Below are 18,124 nucleotides of genomic sequence, written 5' to 3'. Positions count from 1 at the left end.
GCCTTCCCGGCGGGCCCCCTTCGTGCTGTCCGCGGCCGCCCGGGTCCTCTGGACCACCGGTCTCCGCAGCGGCCCGGTCAGCCGCTGCGGAGGGCCTGGAGCGGGTCGGTGCGGGCGGCGCGCAGCGCGGGGTAGAGGCCGGCCAGCAGCCCGACCACGCTGCCGATCAGCGGGGCGGGCAGCGTGGTGGCGGGCTGGAGGACGGCGGTCCAGTCCCGGGCGGCCGCGACGGCGACCACGGTGACCACGCCGAGGGCGGTGCCGATCAGGCCGCCCAGGGTGCCGAGGGCGGTCGACTCGGTGAGGAACTGGGCGGCGATGTGGCCGGTCCGGGCGCCGAGCGAGCGGCGCAGGCCGATCTCCCGGGTCCGTTCCAGGACGGCGACCAGGGTGGTGTTGGCGATCCCGACCGCGCCGACCAGCAGGCAGATCCCGGCCAGGGCCAGGAAGAGGCCGGTCAGGTCGGAGGCCACCCTGTCCTGGAGGCCGTGCGGGTCGGGCGGCGGGACGACCGTGAAGGCCTCCGGCGCGTCCGGCCGCAGGGCGAGCGGGAGCTGTGCGGCGACCACCGGGGCGGCGCCGACCCGGGTGGCCACCAGCGCCTGGGCCGCGTGCTCGGGCTCCGCCCCGGGGTTGCCGAACTGCGCCAGCGCCGTACTGGCCGGGATGATCAGTCCGAGCAGCGCGCCGGACTGCCGCTGCACGTCCGAGTAGATCCCGATCACCGTGTACGGCGCGGAGTCGATGAAGACGGCGGGCTGGGCGTCCAGCCGGCTCACGCCGAGGCGTTGGGCGGCGGTCTGACTGAGCAGCACCACCGGTTGGGCGGTCCGCTGGACGAAGGGGTCCATGGTGACGCCGGCCGTGATGGTGGGCTCCATGGCGGCCACCGCGCCCGGGGTGGCCGCGAGCACGGACAGGCCCGTTCCCTCGTTCGCGCCGTTCGGGCGGCCGGAGAGCACCGGAGGGCCCGGTACCGCCCACCAGACGCCGCCCGCGCGCACCCCGTCGATCCCGTCGATCCGGCGGTCGGCGTCCTCGGGGAAGTGGGTCGGCGGGTTGGCGCCAGGCGCGACGCCCTCCGTCGCGGGCCGGTCGGAGACGTTCACCGTGGTGGCCCTGGTCAGGCTGAACTGCTCGCCGATCTGGCCGGAGGCCGTCGCGGTGAGGCCGAGCACCGCGACGAACGCGCCGATGCCCAGCACCGTGCCCAGCATGGTCAGCACCGAGCGGCCGGGGCGCTGGAGGACGCCGGTCAGGGCCTCCGAGCAGAGGTCCCGCAGCCGGAGCCGGGAGGGCGGCTCGGGCAGTGCGCCGCGGGCCATCAGCGAGGCACTCCGGCGTCGGCGCCCTCGCGGGGAGCGGCACGTGGAGTGACCGCCGGTCCGGCCTCGTCGAGGACGCCGTCGTGGATGGCGATCCTGCGCCCGGCGCGGGCGGCGACGGCCGGGTCGTGGGTGATGACCACCAGGGTGAAGCCCTGGGCGTGCAGCTCGTCGAACTGGGCCAGTACCGCTCCGGCGTTGGCCGGGTCCAGGTTGCCGGTCGGCTCGTCGCAGAGCAGCAGGCTGGGGCGGTTGACCAGGGCGCGGGCGATCGCCACCCGCTGCCGTTCGCCGCCGGACATCGTGCTGGGCAGGGCGTCGCTGCGGTGGCCGAGGCCGACCTGGCGCAGCGCGTCCAGGGCGGCCGCGCGGCGCCGGCCGCGGGGCGTGCGGTTGTAGACCTGGGCCAGCACCACGTTCTCCTCGGCCGTCCGGTGCGGCAGCAGGTGGAAGGACTGGAAGACGAAGCCGATCCGGCGCCCGCGCAGGGTCGCCCGGTCCCGGTCGCGCAGGCCGCCGGTGTCGATGCCGTCCAGCTCGTAGCGGCCCCGGCTGGGGGTGTCGAGCAGGCCGAGGAGGTGCAGCAGGGTGGACTTGCCGGAGCCGGACGGGCCGGTGATCGCCAGGTACTCCCCGCGGTGGACGGTCAGGTCGGACGGGTGCAGCGCGGTGACCGGGGGCTGTCCCGGGTAGCTGCGGCCGACTCCGGACAGGGCGATCACGGGCGGGGTGCCGGTGGTGTCGGTGGTGCCGGGCGTGGTGGTCGGGCCGGTGGTGGTCATCGGCCGACCACCACCTGGTCGCCGGGCCTGAGTTCGGCGCCGACGCCGGGCACCACGGCGACCATGCCGTCGGCGCTCACCCCGGTGGTGACCGGGACGGTGGTCCGGTTGCCGGCGGCGTCGACCCTGGTGACCGAGGTCCGGCCGGCCGCGTTGGTGGAGATCGCGGCCACCGGGACGGCCGTCACCGGCTGCCCGGTGTTGTCCTTCAGCACGGTGAGCCGCAGGTTCCGGCCGTTCAGGGTGGCGGGCAGCGGGGTGGCGGGGGCGATGACGACGGGGACGTAGGCCGGTCCCGCGCCCGGGCCGCCGGCGTTCGGGGCTTGCGGGGCGCCCGGGGCGGCGTTGCCCCCTGACCCGCCTGTCCCCGGCCCGCTTCCGCCGGTGCCGCCGCTTCCGCCGCCCAGCGTGATCACCTTGCCGGCGGGCGCCGCGGTGGTCGGGGTGCCGACCTCGCCCACCGTGCCCTTCAGGGTGGTGTTGGTGTCCTCGACCAGGATCTCCACGGCCATCCCCGCCCTGACGCCCGCGGCCTGGGCGGGCGTCAGCTGCCCGGTGACGCTGAGGCCGCCGCTGGTGAGCGAGAGCAGGGTGCCGGTCGCGGGGGTGCCGACCGAGCCGTTGACCGCGGTGACCGAGGCGGGCAGCGTGGGCAGGAAGACGGCGTGGGCGGCCGGCACCATCGGGCCGTTCACCGCCTGGGCCTTGTCGAGGGCGGTTCTGTCCGCGGCCAACTGCTTCTTCGCGGCGGCGAGTTGCTGGTCGATGTCGAGCCCGGCGGCGGGGGGCGGCGCTCCCGCGGGCGCTCCGGTGGGCGCTCCCGCGGTGCCGGCGGGACCGGTGCCGGTGGGGGCGGGCGTCGGCGGCTGGGCCGCGCTGCTCTGGCCGGCCTTCCTCTGCGCGGTGAGCGAGTCCACCGTTTGCCGGCCGGCGTCCACGGCCTTCTGTGCGGCGTCCACGGCCTGCTGGGTGGTGGCGCCGGTGGTGGGCGCGGGGTAGCCGAGTCTGCGGTAGAACTCGGTGACCGCCTGCGCGGTGCCCGGGCCGAAGGCGCCCTTGTCGTCCGATCGCAGCGAGTACCCCAGGCCGGCCAGCGCGTCCTGCAGTTCGGTGACGTCCGGACCGCTGCTGCCGGGCTTGATGTCCCGGTACGCGGGCACCGGCCCGTTGAGTGCGAAGAGCGGCTGGCCGGACACCTCGGCCAGTAACTGCCCGCTGTTGACGGCGTCTCCGGTCTTCACGGCCAGTTTGGACACGTACAGCCGGGTGACGTCGGGGGAGGCCGAGGAGGGGACGATGTCGTACTGGGCCGGCGGGTAGACCACCGCGCGGGCCGGCACCGAGCGGTTCAGCACCTGGCTGGTCACCGGCGCGGTGATCAGGCTGTTCGGCGGCGCCGCCGCCTGGGCGGCCCGCTCGGCGGGGGACTTCACCAGCGAGGCGGCGCCCAGGCCGGCCACCGCCAGCAGGGCCGCACCCGCCGCCACCAGCGCCAGCACCCGTCGGCGCCGCGCGGACCGGGAGCGGCGCGGGGGCGCCGCGGCGTCGGCCGGCTCGGCGGCCTCGATCGTGGTGGTCGTCAACGTGCTTCTCCCCCCGGTGACTTCACTCCCGGGGGAGTATCGTCGATCAGCCGTCGGACGGGTGCAACGGGGTGCGCTCCGGGCCTGGCGGGGCGCGGGCCCGACCCGTTCGGGGTCTCAGTCGCTCTGGTCGTCAGCTGCTCTGGCGGTCGTCGGCCGGCTCGGCCGGATTCGGGCGGGGGCGGTCAGGCGGACCGCGACCACCGGCTCGGACGGTGGTGATGTTGGTCACCAGGTCGGCGGGCGAGCAGTCCCAACTCACCCGCCGCGCCGGGTGGGCAATGGTGCACCGGCCGCTCCACGCTCGACCGGCGGCCGCAGCCGCGGCCGTGCCGTAAGGGCTGGAAGGCGCCCGTCCGGTTCGCTGACGGCCCGTCATTTGTGAAAGGGTGGGGAGGGGGATATGTGATGACCCTGTGCAAGCGGCCGGAATCCCTGGGTGCCCGACGGGGGTTCGGGGACCGGCGGGGCGTCACTTCACGGTTGTGTCTGCGTTCTGCATCCGTTGCCGGGTTCCGAGTGTCATGTCCGTGTACGGGCATATGCTCAGGGTGCGAAGTCGACCCCCAATCCGGCTTCAGCCCTCCCTCGACTCAGGAGCAGCATGTCGACCGCCGCCCGCCAGGCCTTCTTCGACCGGACGCACACCGATGATCTGATCGCCTTCCTCGGCACCTCCCCGTCGCCCTACCACGCGGTCGCCAGCGCGGCGGAGCGCCTGGAGAAGGCGGGCTTCCGGCAGGTCGCCGAGGCCGACGCCTGGGACGCGGCGGCCGGGGGGCGCTACGTCATCCGGGGTGGCGCGCTGATCGCCTGGTACGTGCCGCAGGGCGCGGGCCCGGAGACGGCGTTCCGGGTCGTGGGCACGCACACCGACTCGCCGAACCTGCGGGTCAAGCCGGTGCCGGACACCGGGTCGGCCGGCTGGCGACAGGTCGCGGTGGAGATCTACGGCGGCGTGCCGCTGAACACCTGGCTGGACCGCGACCTCGGCCTCTCCGGCAGGCTCGCGCTGCGCGACGGCAGCTCGCGGCTGGTGCAGCTGGACGAGCCGCTGCTGCGCGTGCCGCAGCTGGCGATCCACCTCGACCGCCAGGTCAACGAGGGCATGAAGCTCGACAAGCAGCGCCACCTCACCCCGATCTGGGGCCTCGGCCCGGTCGACGAGGGCTCGCTGATCTCCTACGTCGCCCAGCGGGCGGGTGTCGAGGCGGCCGACGTGGCCGGCTGGGACCTCATGACGCACGACGTGCAGCCGGCCTCCTACCTGGGCCGCGACCGCGAGCTGCTGGCCGGCCCGCGCCTGGACAACCTGCTGTCGGTGCACGCGGCCGCCGCCGCGCTGGCCGCCGTCGCCACCGCAGCCGCGACGGACGGCGCGGACCTGCCGTACATCCCGGTGCTGGCCGCCTTCGACCACGAGGAGACCGGCAGCGAGTCGGACACCGGCGCGCAGAGCCCGCTGCTCGGCAACGTCCTGGAGCGCAGTGTCTACGCGCGCGGCGGCAGCCCCGAGGACCGCGCCCGGGCGCTGGCGGGCACCGTCTGCCTCTCCTCCGACATGGGCCACGCCGTCCACCCGAACTACAGCGAGCGGCACGAGCCGGGGCACCACCCGATGCCGAACGGCGGCCCGATCCTCAAGGTCAACGTCAACAACCGGTACGCGACCGACGGCGTCGGCCGGGCGGTGTTCGCGGCGGCCTGCGAGCGGGCCGGCGTGCCGTGGCAGACCTTCGTCTCCAACAACGCCATGCCCTGCGGCACGACGATCGGCCCGATCACGGCGGCCCGGCTCGGGATCAGCACCGTCGACTGCGGCATCGCGGCGCTGTCCATGCACTCGGCGCGCGAGCTGTGCGGGGCGGACGACCCGTACCTGCTGGCGAGCGCGATCAAGGCCTTCCTGGAGGGCTGAGCGGCTACCCGGAAGGGCCCGGCGGAGTCTCTCCGCCGGGCCCTTCCGTCGTCGTTCCGTGGCGTTGGACGCCGTCGGCTACTCCATGCCCGCCAGGACCAGCGGCAGGCGCTGCGCGCCGTCCGCGGTGAGCGTCACCGGCACGCCCCAGTCCTGCTGGTGGACGTGGCAGGCCGGGTACTCGATCTCCGGGTCGTCGTCGCAGGAGGCGGCCATCGCCGAGACGTGCAGGACGCCCTCGGCCACCTCCGCGGAGAGCACCAGCTCGCGGGAGAGCGCCGAGTCGGCCCCCGACCCGGAGACCAGCAGCTCAGGCGGGGTGGAGCTGACCAGCAGCCGGGTGGACGGGCCGTAGCGCTCGTCCAGTTTCTGGCCGGTGGGGGCGGAGAACACCACGTCCAGCTGGAACGCGCCCGGCGCGACCTCGGTGGCCGCCCGCCGGGTGCGGTGCGCCACCGACTCCACCCGGACGGCCTCCTCGGGCAGCCGCAGCCTGGTCAGCCGGTGCCGGGCGGACTCGACCACCACGATGTCGCCGTCCACCAGCACCGCCCCGGAGGGCTCGCGCAGGTCGGTTGCCAGCGTGGTGACCTCGCCGCTCGCCGGGTCGAAGCGCCGCAGCGCGTGGTTGTAGGTGTCGCTGACCGCCACCGAGCCGTCGGGCAGCACGGTGACGCCGAGCGGGTGCTGGAACAGCGCCTGGTCGGCCGCGCCGTCGCGGTGGCCGAAGTCGAACAGGCCGGTGCCGACGGCGCTGTGCACCGTCTTCGTTTCACGTGAAACCCACCGCAGGGACGACGTCTCCGAGTCGGCCACCCAGAGCCGCTCGCCGTCCGCCGACACCGCGAGCCCGGACGGCTGCGCGAACCACGCCTCGGCGGCCGGTCCGTCGACCAGGCCCTCGTTGGTGGTGCCGGCCGCGACGCCGACGGTGCCGGCGGCCGGGTCGTAGGACCAGAGCTGATGCACCCCGGCCATGGCGATCCAGACCCTGCCGTCGAACCAGGCGACGTCCCACGGCGAGGAGAGGTCCACCTCGCGGGCCGGGCCCTCGGTCGCCGAGCCCTGCCACCACTGCCGACCGGTGCCCGCCAGGGTGGTGACGGCGCCGTCCGCCAGCCGGACGCCGCGCAGCGCGTGGTTGACGGTGTCGGCGACGATCACGTCGCAGCCCAGCGCGTCGCGGACCGGGCCCTCGGGGAGCAGCAGCAGACCCTGCGGCTCGCTGAACCGGGGGCTGGTGCCGTCGACCAGGCCGCGCTCGCCGTCGCCGATCCGGCGCACCACGCGCTCGCCGTCCTCGGCCAGCTCGACCAGCGAGTGGTGGCCGGAGTCGGCGACCAGGAAGTGCCCGTTCGGCAGCCGGAGGGCCTTGCCTGGGAACCGGAGGTCGCCCGCGACCGGCTCGGGCGCCACGTACGGGCCGTCGCCACGCCGCAGGGTGCCCTTGGCCTCGTGCTCCGCCTCCAGCTCCTCGACCAGCCGGGCGATGGCGTGCGCGTGCCCCTCACCGGCGTGCTGGGCGACCACGTACCCCTCCGGGTCGATCACCACCAGCGTCGGCCAGGCGCGGACGGCGTACTGCTTCCAGGTGACGAGCGCCGGGTCGTCCAGCACCGGGTGGTGCACCTCGTACCGCTCGACGGCGTCCACGACCGCCTGGTGGTCGGCCTCGTGCACGAACTTGGGCGAGTGCACGCCGACGATCACCACGGTGTCGCGGTGCTTCTCCTCCAGCTCGCGCAGCTCGTCCAGGACGTGCAGGCAGTTGATGCAGCAGAACGTCCAGAAGTCCAGGATGGTGATCTTGCCCCGGAAGTCCGCGAGCGTGAGCTCCTTGCCACCGGTGTTCAGCCAACCGCCTGCCCCGACCAGCTCGGGGGCGCGTACACGTGCACGAGATGCCATGAGTCAATCAAACCCCATGGGGCTCCGGAGGTATTCCAACGGCTTCGTTCACGAGCCGTTGGAGCGGGGCCGCCGCTGGTGCTTGTTCGCCTTGTAGGCGGCAACCGACCTTCTGGAGGAGCGCCACACCCCGTCCTGTCCCTGCACGGCGTTGAGCCGCCCACGCTGCGCCGCCTGGCGCAGTGCCGCCAGGGAGAGGTCCTCGTCCACGAGCGCCATGAGCGGTACCAGGCGGGCCGGGCCGGCGACGTTCGGGACGATGAATCGGTTCAGGTTGTCTTCCATGGCGCGCGCGATCAGCTCGCCCAGGGCGCCGCAGTCGCCCGCATCCGCGCGCCGGAGCGCGGACAGATAGGCGTCCCGCTGTCGCTTCAGGATGATGATCGGCGGGTATCCGAGGCGGACCAGGACGAGGTTCATCACCAACCGCCCGGTGCGGCCGTTGCCGTCGAGGAACGGATGGATCCGTTCGAAGCGGTTGTGGATGCCTGCCAGTACTTCGGGGAGCGGCTGCTCAAGCTCCGCGCCGCTCTCGATCCGCTGCCCGAAAGCGCATGCCTCGCCGACCCAGTGCTCGATCCGGGCCGGTACGAGCGTCCACGCAGGCGGGGTCATCCCCTCCGAGAACGGGGCGATGTCGTGCTCTCGGAAGCTGCCGGGCCCCTCCCTATCGGTGGCTTCCGGATGGGGTGCGACGTTCCAGACCGGCGCCATCGCCACGTGGTGGATGTGGCGGACCTCGGCGAGTGTGATGAGCCGCCCGTCGTGCCAGGCGTCCGGTTCAAGCGCCTGCCCGTAGACCCACCTGGCGGCGTCGGCATAGCCCTGCACCTCGTTGTACTCGCGCAGTGGCTTCGCTCCGACGGCCCGCCCCTGATCCAGCAGGGCCTCGACTTCGCGCAGGACCAGTGTGTTGCCTTCCAGGGCGGTCGAGTGGTGGGCTTCCTGGTGCCAGATGTCGTCCCAGATGTCCTGTGCCTCGCGTGGGTTCGGCAAGCCGCCGAATCGCTCGTTCAGCTCCGCCAGCGCTCCGCTCAGCCGCTGGTAGACGGTGCTGCGACTGGGTCTTCCCCTGCCTGCCACGGGCGCTCCCCACGAAGTTGATACATGCCGACTCCGGCGAAATGAACTTATCAACTTTCGGGGCGCGCCGCAGCGTCGCCGTCTTCATGTTCCTTCCCGTGTACGGAAGTTGAAGAAATATGAAGATCGGAACTATGGGGGGTGGTGATCGTGCCCCGGCATGGGCGCAGGGCCCTCCGGTCCCGGTGGGTGTTGCCGCGGGTTCCTCAGGTGGTCCGGGCGGGCTGGTCGAGGCGCCAGCGGACCTCGCCGTCGTGGAGCTCGCCGGTGGGGGTCAGGCCGAGGGTGCGGGCGACGGAGGCGGAGGCGTGGTGGTCGGGGTGGATGTGGGCGAGGACGGTGGTGACGCCGCCCGCGGTGAGGTGGGCGAGCAGGGTGCGGGCGGCCTCGGTGGCCAGGCCGCGGCCCTGCCAGGGGGTGCCGATCACCCAGGCCACCTCGGTGGCCTGCGGGCCGATGGTGGCCTGGACGTAGCCGGTCAGCCGGCCGTCGGCGCGCAGTCGCAGGGCCCAGTTGCCCCAGGCCTGGGCCGGGTCGGGGGAGCCCGCGGCGAGGCGGGTGTAGCGGGTGCGCAGGGCGTCGGCGGTGGGCGGTTCGCCGCCGGTGAAGGCGTACAGGGCCGGGTCGGCGAGCGCCTCGGCCATCCCCTCGGCGTGCTCGGGCCCGATCGGGAGCAGGTCGAGGCGCTCGGAGCGCAGGGGCACGGTGGTAGAGGGGCGCATGCCGGTATTCAACGCCCGTGTGTGGCGGTGCTTCGTGCCGGGTACCCGTTCGGGTCGAATGGGGGGCAGGTCCACTCGGAGGAGGCGTTATGCGGTACCTCATCAGGGAGAAGCTGTTCACGATCGGCGACGACTACTGGATCGAGGACGAGAACGGGCACCGGGCGTTCCTGGTGGACGGCAAGGTGCTGCGGCTGCGGGACACCTTCGAGCTGAAGGACACCAGCGGCCGGGTCCTAGCCGTGATCAAGGAGAAGGCGTTCACCGTCCGGGACGCGATGAAGATCGAGAACGCCGACGGGGACGTGATCGCGACCGTCCGGGAGAAGCTGTTCACCCCGTTCCGCGACAAGTACCACGTGGAACTCGCGGGCGGCGGCGAGCTGAAGATCCACGGGAACCTGATCGACAAGGACTACCGGATCGAGAACAGCCACGGCGACGACCTCGCCCGGATCTCCCGCAAGTGGTTCCGGATCCGCGACAGCTACGGCGTGGAGATCGCGGACGGTGCGGACGCCGGTCTGCTGCTCGCCGTCGCGGCCTGCGTGGACCACCTGACGGAGGAGTAGGCGCGCGGCCGGACCGACGGGAGGGGCCCCGGTTCCCCGGTCGGGTGTTGACCCGATGGGATATGTTTTGCCGATCCTTGACCGGGGGAGCCCGGTGACCGCACCGGGCTCAGCCGGACTCAGTGAACGGACCCGGGGGGAAGACACCCATGAACGACATCCTGCACGGCCTCGGTGCCGCGGCCGCCTTCGGCGGCGTCGGCGTGGTGCTGCTGCTCCTCGGCGTCGGCCTGGTCGACGTGCTGACTCCCGGGAAGCTGGGACACCAGATCTGGGTGGAGCGCAACCGCAACGCCGCGGTGCTGCTGAGCTCCGCGCTGCTCGGCATCGGCGGCATCGTCTTCACCGCGATCATGTACACCTACGAGGACTTCGGCAAGGGCCTTGCGTCCACCGCCTGCTTCGGCCTGCTGGGCCTGCTGCTGATGGCCGTCGCGTTCTGGGCGGTGGACGTGCTGACGCCGGGCAAGCTCGGCGCGATCCTGGTCGACCCGGAGCCGCACCCGGCGGTGTGGGTCACAGCCAGCTGCAACATCTCGGTGGCGGCGATCGTGGCGGCGGCGATCGCCTGAGGTCGCGATCGCCAGGCCTCCAGTGTGAGGCCCTGCTCTCAGGGCCTCAGGGGGTTCAGGCGACCTGGACGGGGTGCGGGTCGCCGCCGAGGACGTTCTCGCGGCCCCAGGCCCCCAACGGGGCCAGCGCCGCGTTGAGCCGGGCCCCGGCCTCCGTCAGCGAGTACTCCACGCGCGGCGGCACCTCCTCGTACGCCTCGCGGTGCACCACGCCGTCCGCCTCCAGCTCGCGCAGGTGGGCGGCGAGCACCTTCTCGGTGATGCCCGGCACCAGACGGCGCAGTTCGCCGAAACGGCAGCTCCCGCGGTCGTCCAGCGCCCAGAGGATCAGCACCTTCCACTTGCCGCCGATGACGTCCATCGCGGCGTCGATCCCGCAGACGTACGCGCCCGGCCTCGATACGGTCGCCATGCCCCCACCTTCCGACCTGGATGCTCACCCCAGGGTAACCACCCACTCCCAAGTGCGTACTTGATCACCTCCGGGGCCTGCGACGAGCCTGGTCGGCATGGCACAGAACATGGTTGAGAACATCTCCCGCACCCCGCTGACCCTGCTCGGCCTCGGCGCGATGGGCACCGCGCTCGCCCGGACCTGGCTCGCCGCCGGGCACCCGACCACCGTCTGGAACCGCACCCCCGCACGGGCCGAACCGCTCGCCGCCCAGGGCGCCGGCGTCGCCGCGACCGCGGCCGAGGCGGTTGCCGCCAACCGGCTGGTGGTCGTCTGCCTGCTCGACGACGCCTCCGTGGACGAGGCGCTGTCCGGCGTCGACCTGTCCGGCAAGGATGTCGTCAACCTCGTCACCAGCACTCCCGGCCAGGCCCGGGCCCGCGCCGAATGGGCCCGCGAGCGCGGCGCCCGCTACCTGGACGGCGGGATCATGGCCGTCCCGCGGATGATCGGCGTCCCGGCGGCCGGCGGGTACGTCTTCTACAGCGGCTCGGCCGAACTCTTCGAGGAGCACCGCGAGGCCCTGGCCGTCCCGGCCGGCACCACGTACGTCGGGGCGGACGCAGGCTTCGCCGCGCTGTACGACGTGGCGCTGCTGAGCGCGATGTACGGCATGTTCGCCGGGCTCACGCACGCCTTCGCGCTGCTGCGCAAGGAGGCCGTGCCGCCGACCGCGGCGGCCCCGCTGCTGAGCGGCTGGGTCGGAGCGATGGCGCACTCGGCGCAGCGCAGTGCCGAGCAGCTGGAGAGCGGGGACTACGTCACGGACGTCGTCTCCAACCTCGCGATGCAGGTCGCGGGCACTCCGACCTTCCTGCGCACCGCCGAGGAGCAGGGGGTCAGCCCGGAACTCCTCACCCCCTTCTTCGAGCTGATGCGGCGGCGGCTCGAGGAAGGGGGCGGCGAGGAGGACCTGACGGGCCTGGTCGACCTGCTCCGGCGGTAGCGCGGTCCGGGTGCTCGGTCCGGTGGGTCGGTCCGGTGGGTCGGTCCGTGTGGTGGCTCGGACCGGGTGTCCGCGGCGGCCCGCGGCGTCAGCCGGCCGCGCGGGCGGCGGGCGTGCGGCGGCGGAGGGCCGGGTCGGTGAGCGCCGGGGGCTTCCAGACGCCGTCGGGGTGGTAGACGTTCGTGCCGGGCGGGACGATCGCGTCGATGCGGTCGAGGGCGTCGTCGTCCAGGACGAGGTCGGCGCCCTTGAGGGCGCCCTCCAGCTGTCCCATGGTGCGCGGACCGATGATCACCGAGGTGACGGCCGGGTGCGCCAGAGGGAACGCCATGGCCAGCTCGGGGAGGGTGCGGCCGAGCTCCTCGGCCAGTGCGGACAGCTCCTCGACGGCGTCCAGCTTGGCCGCGGTGCCGGGCAGCGCAGGGTCGAAGCGGGCCGGGGTGAGGGCGGCGCGGCCGGAGGTCATGTCGATCGGACGGCCCTTGCGGTAGCGCCCGGTGAGGAAGCCGGAGGCGAGCGGGCTCCAGGTCAGCGCGCCCATGCCGAGCCGCTGGACGACCGGCAGCACGTTCGCCTCGATGCCGCGGGCGAGCAGCGAGTACGGCGGCTGCTCGGTCCGGAACCGCTGCAGGCCCCGGCGTTCGGCCACGTGGTACGCCTCGACCAGCTCCTCGGCGGGGAAGGTCGAGCAGCCGAAGGCGCGGATCTTGCCGGCCCGGACGAGGTCGCCGAGCACCGAGAGGGTCTCCTCGATGTCGGTGGTGTGGTCGGGGCGGTGCACCTGGTAGAGGTCGATCCAGTCGGTGCCCAGCCGGCGCAGGCTCTCCTCCACCTCGCGGACGATCCAGCGCCGCGAGTTGCCGCTTCGGTTGCGGCCCTCGCCCATCGGGAAGTGCACCTTGGTGGCGAGCACCACGTCGTCCCGGCGGCCGCCGGCGAGGGCCTTGCCGACGATCTGCTCGGACTCGCCCGCGGAGTACATGTCGGCGGTGTCGACGAAGTTGATGCCCTGGTCGAGGGCGGCGTGGATGATCCGGACACAGTCGTCGTGGTCGGGGTTGCCGACGGCGCCGAACATCATCGTGCCGAGGCAGTGGGTGCTCACCTCGATGCCGGTGCCGCCGAGGACGCGGTAGCGCATGGTTCAGGCTCCCTGGAGTGGGTGGTGGGCGGGCGGTGGCCGGTGGTGGTCGGCTGTGGGTCCCGACGGTAGATCTTGGAGTGCACTCCAGGGCAAGGGGATTCCGTTGATCGGGGCTCGGCTCGGACCGGATCCCCCTGCCGGGGGAGCGGCTTCCTCCGGGCGGTGGAGGCCGGGCGGCCAACGCCGGTGCGAGCGTGGGGGCATGGCAGACATCGGACGGATCGCCGCACGGGCAGCGAACGCACGGGCAGTGAACGGATGGGTGGTGAACGGATGGGGCGTTGCGGGGTGGGGCGCGGCCTACGCCGCACTGGGGGCCGGCTGCGCCGCGGGCGGCCGGGCACTGTTCGGACTGCCCTGGCTGGGGTGGGCGGTCGCGGCGGTTGGCGTGGTGGCCGTTGGGGTCGGCCTGGCGGTGGTGCGTCTCGGCCTGCAACAGCCTTTGCGTAGAGCCCTGTTGGCGCTCTGCGCGCTGGCGGTGGCGGCGGCGTTCAGCCTGCTGATGGACGTGATCACGCTCATCTTCGGCCAGGGCGTGGACAGTCAGGCCGATGCCGGGCTGCACGCGCTGTCGGCGCTCGGCGCCGTCCTCCTGGCCGGGACGGCCCGCCCGGGTCGCCCGGCCACGACGGCCGAGCCCGTCGGACCGGCCCCGCGCCGGGTCCAACTCGCCGCCTGTGCCGGGACGCTGGCGTTTGCGCCGTACGTCGCGATGAAGCTGGTCTGGGTGCTGGGCGGCACCTTCGCCGGAACGGACGGCGCCGAGATGCGCGCGGCCTCGGAACGCAACGGCGCCTCCGGGATCTGGCTCACCCTGGAGTCCTGGGGCCTGGACGGGACGGTGCTGTTGGCGGCCCTCGGCGTGTTCCTGCTCTGGGGCCTGGTCCGACCGTGGGGCCGGGTCTTCCCGCGGTGGACCATGGTGCTGCGCGGACGCCCCGTCCCCCGCTGGCTGCCGCTCACCCCCGCTCTGCTCGGCGCCGCCACCCTCGCGCCGTACGGCGTCCTCGGTCTCGGGTACCTGGCCCTCGCCACGGCGGGCGCGGTGACGATCCGGCCCGGCGACTTCCACAGCGAGGCGGACGCCCTGCTGGTGGGCTGGATCGGTTTCTGCGCCTTCGCCGTGTACGGGGTGGCACTGGCGGTCGCGGCCCGCTCGTACTGGCAGCGGACCGGCCGTCGGGCTCCTTGAGGCCGGCCCCGCCCCTGGCCTCAGCTTGATCTTCAACCTGCAGCCGCTTTCTTCGCTCGGTGGGCTTCGAGCGTGGGTTCGCGTCTGACGGTCTTGCCGACGTCGTGGCGGGGTGCCGGCTTGCGGTTCTTCGAACCCGGTGGCCGTCCGGGGCCGGGATGGGAGGGTTTCGGCACTCTGGCTGGGGTGAGGGCCTTCGCGCGGATGTTGCGGAACCCTCGGCGGACCCGGGCCGGGGTCAACTTCGTTGTGGGCAGTGGGCGTTCCCAGGGGCGGCGTAGGTCTGCGGCCAGCGGGCGGGCGAGGCGGAGCTGGGTGTGGGCGACGATAGCGCGTCGGCGAGCTCGAAGAGCACATCTGCCCGCTTGTACAGGCTCTCGTAGAACTCGACCCGAAAGCGGGACAAGATGCCCAAAGCATCTCCCGCGGGCGCCTCGACAGGGAGACTCAGAGGCAGCGGCCGTTCTCTGGTTCTTCGTGACTCGACATCTCGAAGCGTGGAGAACGGCCGCCTCCGCTGTCCCGGGAAGAACCGCAGATCAGCAGGTCGAGTGACCTGCGAGGTTAGACAACAGGCTGAGACGGTGACGGACGGACCGGCTGGCGGTCGCGTCGACCCAGGAACCTGTGACGCCGTCCTGAGGCCCGGCTCCCCCCCCCGCGGGAGGGAGCCGGGCTCAGGCGTTCTTCGGTTCTCCGGGCCGCTGTTACTGGTTGCGGTAGTAGCCGAAGAGGTCGGCGATCACGTCGGTGGTGCCGGCGTGGTTGGCGATCTCGAACGTGCCCTCGGGGCTGACCGGGATGGTGGTGTGGTTGGAGACGTCCATCCCGGGGGTGGCGTTGAGGTTGCTGGTGTCGGGCTTGGCCGTCCCGGTGGCCCACGCGGTGAGGTGGGTGGCACCGAGGGTCCCGGTCGCGGTCAGGTTGACCACCGCGGCGCTCGCGCCGGTGGGCACGCGCCAGACCCGCTGGCTGGTGAACGGCGCGAAGGTGACGTTGCCCCGCGAGTCCAGCAGGCGGGTCGGGGTGACCGGGGTGAACAGGCCCTTGCCGTCCGGGCTGTAGTAGCCGGAGACGTCCACCACGAGGTGGGAGCTCGCGGCGTTGGTGAACAGCTCGATGCTGCCGTCGGCGCCGAGCGGGACGACGACCTGGTTGGCGATGTTCCGGCCGGGGGCGGTGTTGAGGTTGGAGCCGGCCGCGGGGCGGGCCGTGCCGCCGGGGTAGACGGCGACGAAGCCGGCCGAGGCGGACTCGGTGGCGGTGACGTTGAGTACCGCGGAGGTGGCGCCCGCCGGGACGCCGCCGGTGCCGGCGACCTGGAGGCGTCGGGGGGTGCCACCGGTCAGCGGGGTGGCGTCGGAGCGGGTGTCGAGCAGCCGGGCCGGGGCGAGGGAGGTGAAGCGGTCGGGGGCGGCGGCCGTGAAGTAGCCGAGGACGTCGGCGACGGCGTGCACGGTGCCCGAGTTGTTGCGCACCACGACCTTGCCGTCCGGGCCGATCGGGACGGTCACCAGGTTGGCGACGTCCTGGCCGGGTCCGAAGTTCACGTTCGAGGTGGTCGGCCGGGCGGCGGCGGACGGGTAGACGTCCAGGTGGCTGTTGGCGGTGCCCTCGGTCGCGGTCAGGTTGAGCACGACGGCGGTGGCACCCGCGGGCACCAGGGTGGCGGAGCCGGGCTTGCGGACGTCCAGGTCGATGGTCTCGCCGGCGCCGAGCCGCGGGTAGCGGCTGCCGGCCTCACGGGTGTCCAGGACACGGGTCGGCGCGATCGCGGTGTAGCCGGCCGGGGTGTAGTCGACGCTGAACCACTGCTGGCCCGTCAGGGTGGCACCGAGCTCGTCGGTGGCCGTGAGCTTCACCGTGTAGTTGCCGGGCTTGGCGTACACGTGGCGCTCGACGGGGCGGTTGGGCCCGGAGGCCGTGGTGCCGTCGCCGAAGTCGTAGGAGTAGTTGGCGATCCGCGTCGGCATGACGGGGTTGGCGTCGATCCGGACGGCCAGCGGGTCGGAGTCGCTCTCCGGGGTCACCTTGAGGTCGGCCTTGAAGGAGCCGACGACCTCGTAGGCGCCGCGGTCGCGGAACGCGCCGCTCGGGCCGGCGTTGGGGGCGTCGGGGTGGTCGATCGGGCGGTGGCCGAACAGGTCGACGGCCGGGGAGCCGGGCACGTCGGGACCGGCGGAGTCGACCACGATGCCGGGCTGCCAGGTGTCGAGCACGGCGGTCGGCACCGAGAACGGGAACTGGTCGAAGTCGAAGCTCATCGAGTACGGGTTCAGGTCGTGGGCGCCCTGGCCGGTCGCGGCCTTCAGCTGCGGGGCCTCCAGGTAGTCGGTGCCGCCCCACTTGTAGACCGGGATGTAACCGGGAGAGGGCGACTCGACGGTGTTGTAGTCGAGGACGGTGCCCTCGGTCGAGCCGGCCGACACCTGGACGACGGACTTGTCGGCGACGTTGTTGGTGATCGTCGCGTGATGGGACGCGCCGGCCAGGTCGATCGCGGTCGACACGTTCCACTGGTAGCGCACGGTGTTGTGGGTGATGACCGTGTTCGGCGCGTCGGTCACCGACACGGCCGACCCGAAGGTGGAGCTGAAGTCGTTGCCGGCGATCACCGTCCCGGTGGCGCCCGGACCGACCTTCACGCCGCCGTGGGGCAGGCTGACGAGCGAGCGCTCGACCCGGACGCCGTCGCTGGCACCGGTGATGCTCACGGCAGGCCGGAGGATGTCGCCGTTCGGCTGCTGGATCCAGTTGCCGGAGAGCTCGACCCGGCTGACGGCGTCGAGTTCGAAGTGGGTCAGGTTGAAGCCGGAGAACACGATGTCGTGCCGGCCGGACATCTTCACCGGCTGCTTCTGCGCACTGCTGATGACCGGGAAGGACTTCCGCTCGAGGAGACTGCCGCCCCCGCGGAAGGTGATCGGCTTGCCGGGCTCGCCGGAGCGCTTGATGACCAGGTCCTCGGCGTAGGTGCCCGGGGCGACCTCCACGGTCTGGCCCGGCAGCGCCTGGTCGGCAGCGGCCTGGATGGTGCAGAACGGCTGGGCCTGGGTGCCCGGACCGCTGTTCGTGCAGGCGCCGTTGGAGCCCTGGACGTACAGGACGGCGGCCGGTTCGGCCGCCATCGCGGGCAACGGCAGGCCCACCACGGCGGAGACCACGGCGGCGCTCAGGCCGGCCCTGTGACGGATGCGCACGGTGTACTTCTCCCCCAAGAGTCGTCAAAGCCGCGACACTCGCGGCCGTTCCCGACCCGGGTGGGCCGTGCCCGACCAGATGGAGTGTCTGCGGAGTATTGGTGAGAATTATGGGGGTGGGGTCGGACGTTTCCGGCCGCGGGGTGCGGTTGACCCGGGCGGCCGCCTGAGAAAGTGTCGGGTAACCGGGTGATCACTCGCTCTTGAGGTCGTCGGCGAGGCGGCGTGCTGCTTCGGTCCCGATGGGGCCGTGCGGTTCGATCGTCTCACCGGCGAGGCGGGCGGCCATGAGGCGGATCGTGGCGACCTTGATCATCGCTTCGGCGTGCGGGTCTTGCGCCCGTAGTCCCGTGCCAACCGTCTGCACCGTCCCAGCCGGGAGAAGGTCCGCTCGACCACCCACCTGTGGGGCAGCACCCGGAAGCCTTTCACATCCGCGTTGCGAGGCACCGCGACGATCTCCAGGCGCTCGTGCGGCCCGACCACCGCCCACTGAGCATCCGTCAACGACGAGTCATGGGGCGGCTTGCACGAACAGGCGCACATGGCGGTGATCTTCGCGGACACCTCGACCGCAGAGACCACCACCAGTGCGTCACAAGGCGCAGTTGATCAGTTACACAACACTTTCTCAGCTTGATCTTTAACCTCGCGCGGCGAGGTGGGCTTGGAGTGTGGGTTCGCGTTTGACGGTCTTGCCGACGTCGTGGCGGGGCGCCAGCT

Annotated in this window: 14 protein-coding genes and 2 pseudogenes; 5 read left to right on the top strand and 11 right to left on the bottom strand. The window is 72.8% G+C overall.

Translation table 11 applies throughout. The annotated features are described in order from the left end of the window. Positions 1-77: 77 nt before the first annotated feature. From ACIGZJ_RS23420 to ACIGZJ_RS23410, 3 genes are read right to left on the bottom strand one after another with little or no spacing between them, the layout of a single operon-like run. Positions 78-1,325 carry an ABC transporter permease gene (locus ACIGZJ_RS23420; RefSeq protein WP_396459046.1) on the bottom strand — a complete coding sequence of 416 codons (1,248 nt, stop codon included), beginning with the start codon at positions 1,323-1,325 and terminating at the stop codon, positions 78-80. After that, positions 1,325-2,107 (bottom strand): ABC transporter ATP-binding protein, encoded by a 783-nt coding sequence (locus ACIGZJ_RS23415; protein WP_396459045.1) that lies wholly within the window; start codon positions 2,105-2,107, stop codon positions 1,325-1,327. The genes ACIGZJ_RS23420 and ACIGZJ_RS23415 overlap by 1 nt, the downstream gene beginning before the upstream one ends. Further along, the gene (locus ACIGZJ_RS23410) at positions 2,104-3,690 is read right to left on the bottom strand and encodes a peptidoglycan-binding protein (RefSeq protein ID WP_396459044.1); all 1,587 of its coding nucleotides are present in this window, start codon (positions 3,688-3,690) and stop codon (positions 2,104-2,106) included. Before ACIGZJ_RS23410 ends, ACIGZJ_RS23415 begins: the two co-directional genes overlap by 4 nt. 604 nt (positions 3,691-4,294) lie before the next feature. On the opposite strand from ACIGZJ_RS23410, the gene ACIGZJ_RS23405 reads away from it, so the two are divergent. After that, positions 4,295-5,608: a M18 family aminopeptidase gene (locus tag ACIGZJ_RS23405; protein ID WP_392929965.1), complete on the top strand. Its 1,314-nt coding sequence runs from the start codon at positions 4,295-4,297 to the stop codon at positions 5,606-5,608. A gap of 78 nt (positions 5,609-5,686) precedes the next feature. Here the strand turns inward: ACIGZJ_RS23405 and ACIGZJ_RS23400 are convergent, their stop codons facing one another. From ACIGZJ_RS23400 to ACIGZJ_RS23390, 3 genes are all read right to left on the bottom strand, one after another. Continuing rightward, positions 5,687-7,516 (bottom strand): NHL domain-containing thioredoxin family protein, encoded by a 1,830-nt coding sequence (locus tag ACIGZJ_RS23400; RefSeq protein WP_396459043.1) that lies wholly within the window; start codon positions 7,514-7,516, stop codon positions 5,687-5,689. 48 nt (positions 7,517-7,564) lie between these two features. After that, on the bottom strand, positions 7,565-8,599 hold the full coding sequence (locus tag ACIGZJ_RS23395; protein WP_396459042.1) for a Fic family protein: 1,035 nt from the start codon (positions 8,597-8,599) through the stop codon (positions 7,565-7,567). A 206-nt stretch (positions 8,600-8,805) separates the two neighbouring features. Next, complete coding sequence (locus ACIGZJ_RS23390) at positions 8,806-9,321, bottom strand: GNAT family N-acetyltransferase (RefSeq protein WP_396459041.1); 516 nt, start codon at positions 9,319-9,321, stop codon at positions 8,806-8,808. Positions 9,322-9,410: 89 nt separating this feature from the next. Here ACIGZJ_RS23390 and ACIGZJ_RS23385 point away from each other — a divergent pair, with 89 nt between their 5' ends. Together ACIGZJ_RS23385 and ACIGZJ_RS23380 are read left to right on the top strand one after the other, a co-directional pair. Then, entirely contained in the window at positions 9,411-9,893 is a 483-nt protein-coding gene (locus ACIGZJ_RS23385) for an LURP-one-related/scramblase family protein (RefSeq protein ID WP_396459040.1), read from the top strand. A gap of 149 nt (positions 9,894-10,042) precedes the next feature. Continuing rightward, complete coding sequence (locus ACIGZJ_RS23380) at positions 10,043-10,465, top strand: DUF350 domain-containing protein (RefSeq protein ID WP_396459039.1); 423 nt, start codon at positions 10,043-10,045, stop codon at positions 10,463-10,465. A 55-nt stretch (positions 10,466-10,520) separates the two neighbouring features. Here the strand turns inward: ACIGZJ_RS23380 and ACIGZJ_RS23375 are convergent, their stop codons facing one another. Then, positions 10,521-10,877, bottom strand: a complete 357-nt coding sequence (locus tag ACIGZJ_RS23375; RefSeq protein WP_396459038.1) for a winged helix-turn-helix transcriptional regulator — start codon at positions 10,875-10,877, stop codon at positions 10,521-10,523. Between the two features lie 97 nt (positions 10,878-10,974). On the opposite strand from ACIGZJ_RS23375, the gene ACIGZJ_RS23370 reads away from it, so the two are divergent. Continuing rightward, on the top strand, positions 10,975-11,865 hold the full coding sequence (locus ACIGZJ_RS23370; RefSeq protein ID WP_396459037.1) for an NAD(P)-dependent oxidoreductase: 891 nt from the start codon (positions 10,975-10,977) through the stop codon (positions 11,863-11,865). 88 nt (positions 11,866-11,953) lie between these two features. Here ACIGZJ_RS23370 and ACIGZJ_RS23365 read toward each other — a convergent pair whose 3' ends face one another. Next, positions 11,954-13,006, bottom strand: coding sequence for an aldo/keto reductase (locus tag ACIGZJ_RS23365; RefSeq protein WP_396459036.1), 1,053 nt, complete (start codon positions 13,004-13,006; stop codon positions 11,954-11,956). Between the two features lie 268 nt (positions 13,007-13,274). On the opposite strand from ACIGZJ_RS23365, the gene ACIGZJ_RS23360 reads away from it, so the two are divergent. Beyond that, positions 13,275-14,201, top strand: a complete 927-nt coding sequence (locus ACIGZJ_RS23360) for a hypothetical protein (protein ID WP_396459035.1) — start codon at positions 13,275-13,277, stop codon at positions 14,199-14,201. 32 nt (positions 14,202-14,233) lie between these two features. Here ACIGZJ_RS23360 and ACIGZJ_RS23355 read toward each other — a convergent pair. The 3 genes and pseudogenes from ACIGZJ_RS23355 to ACIGZJ_RS23345 all read right to left on the bottom strand — a co-directional run. Then, positions 14,234-14,530, bottom strand: a pseudogene (locus ACIGZJ_RS23355) (transposase); the annotation flags it as partial. 378 nt (positions 14,531-14,908) lie between these two features. Continuing rightward, entirely contained in the window at positions 14,909-17,401 is a 2,493-nt protein-coding gene (locus ACIGZJ_RS23350; RefSeq protein WP_396459034.1) for a PKD domain-containing protein, read from the bottom strand. A 193-nt stretch (positions 17,402-17,594) separates the two neighbouring features. After that, positions 17,595-17,836: pseudogene (locus ACIGZJ_RS23345) on the bottom strand (transposase); the annotation flags it as partial. Positions 17,837-18,124: the final 288 nt, after the last annotated feature.

Origin of the sequence: Kitasatospora sp. NPDC052868, from assembly GCF_044547105.1 — a bacterium.
Lineage (GTDB): Bacteria > Actinomycetota > Actinomycetes > Streptomycetales > Streptomycetaceae > Kitasatospora.
Note: the sequence above shows the minus strand (reverse complement) of the source record. Positions and strands in the feature narration are given on the sequence as shown.

Coding starts and splice junctions, on each gene's coding strand:
- ACIGZJ_RS23420 (WP_396459046.1), bottom strand. CDS start 1,325: ATGGCCCGCGGCGCACTGCCCGAGCCGCCCTCCCGGCTCCGGCTGCGG.
- ACIGZJ_RS23415 (WP_396459045.1), bottom strand. CDS start 2,107: ATGACCACCACCGGCCCGACCACCACGCCCGGCACCACCGACACCACC.
- ACIGZJ_RS23405 (WP_392929965.1), top strand. CDS start 4,295: ATGTCGACCGCCGCCCGCCAGGCCTTCTTCGACCGGACGCACACCGAT.
- ACIGZJ_RS23400 (WP_396459043.1), bottom strand. CDS start 7,516: ATGGCATCTCGTGCACGTGTACGCGCCCCCGAGCTGGTCGGGGCAGGC.
- ACIGZJ_RS23390 (WP_396459041.1), bottom strand. CDS start 9,321: ATGCGCCCCTCTACCACCGTGCCCCTGCGCTCCGAGCGCCTCGACCTG.
- ACIGZJ_RS23385 (WP_396459040.1), top strand. CDS start 9,411: ATGCGGTACCTCATCAGGGAGAAGCTGTTCACGATCGGCGACGACTAC.
- ACIGZJ_RS23380 (WP_396459039.1), top strand. CDS start 10,043: ATGAACGACATCCTGCACGGCCTCGGTGCCGCGGCCGCCTTCGGCGGC.
- ACIGZJ_RS23375 (WP_396459038.1), bottom strand. CDS start 10,877: ATGGCGACCGTATCGAGGCCGGGCGCGTACGTCTGCGGGATCGACGCC.
- ACIGZJ_RS23370 (WP_396459037.1), top strand. CDS start 10,975: ATGGCACAGAACATGGTTGAGAACATCTCCCGCACCCCGCTGACCCTG.
- ACIGZJ_RS23365 (WP_396459036.1), bottom strand. CDS start 13,006: ATGCGCTACCGCGTCCTCGGCGGCACCGGCATCGAGGTGAGCACCCAC.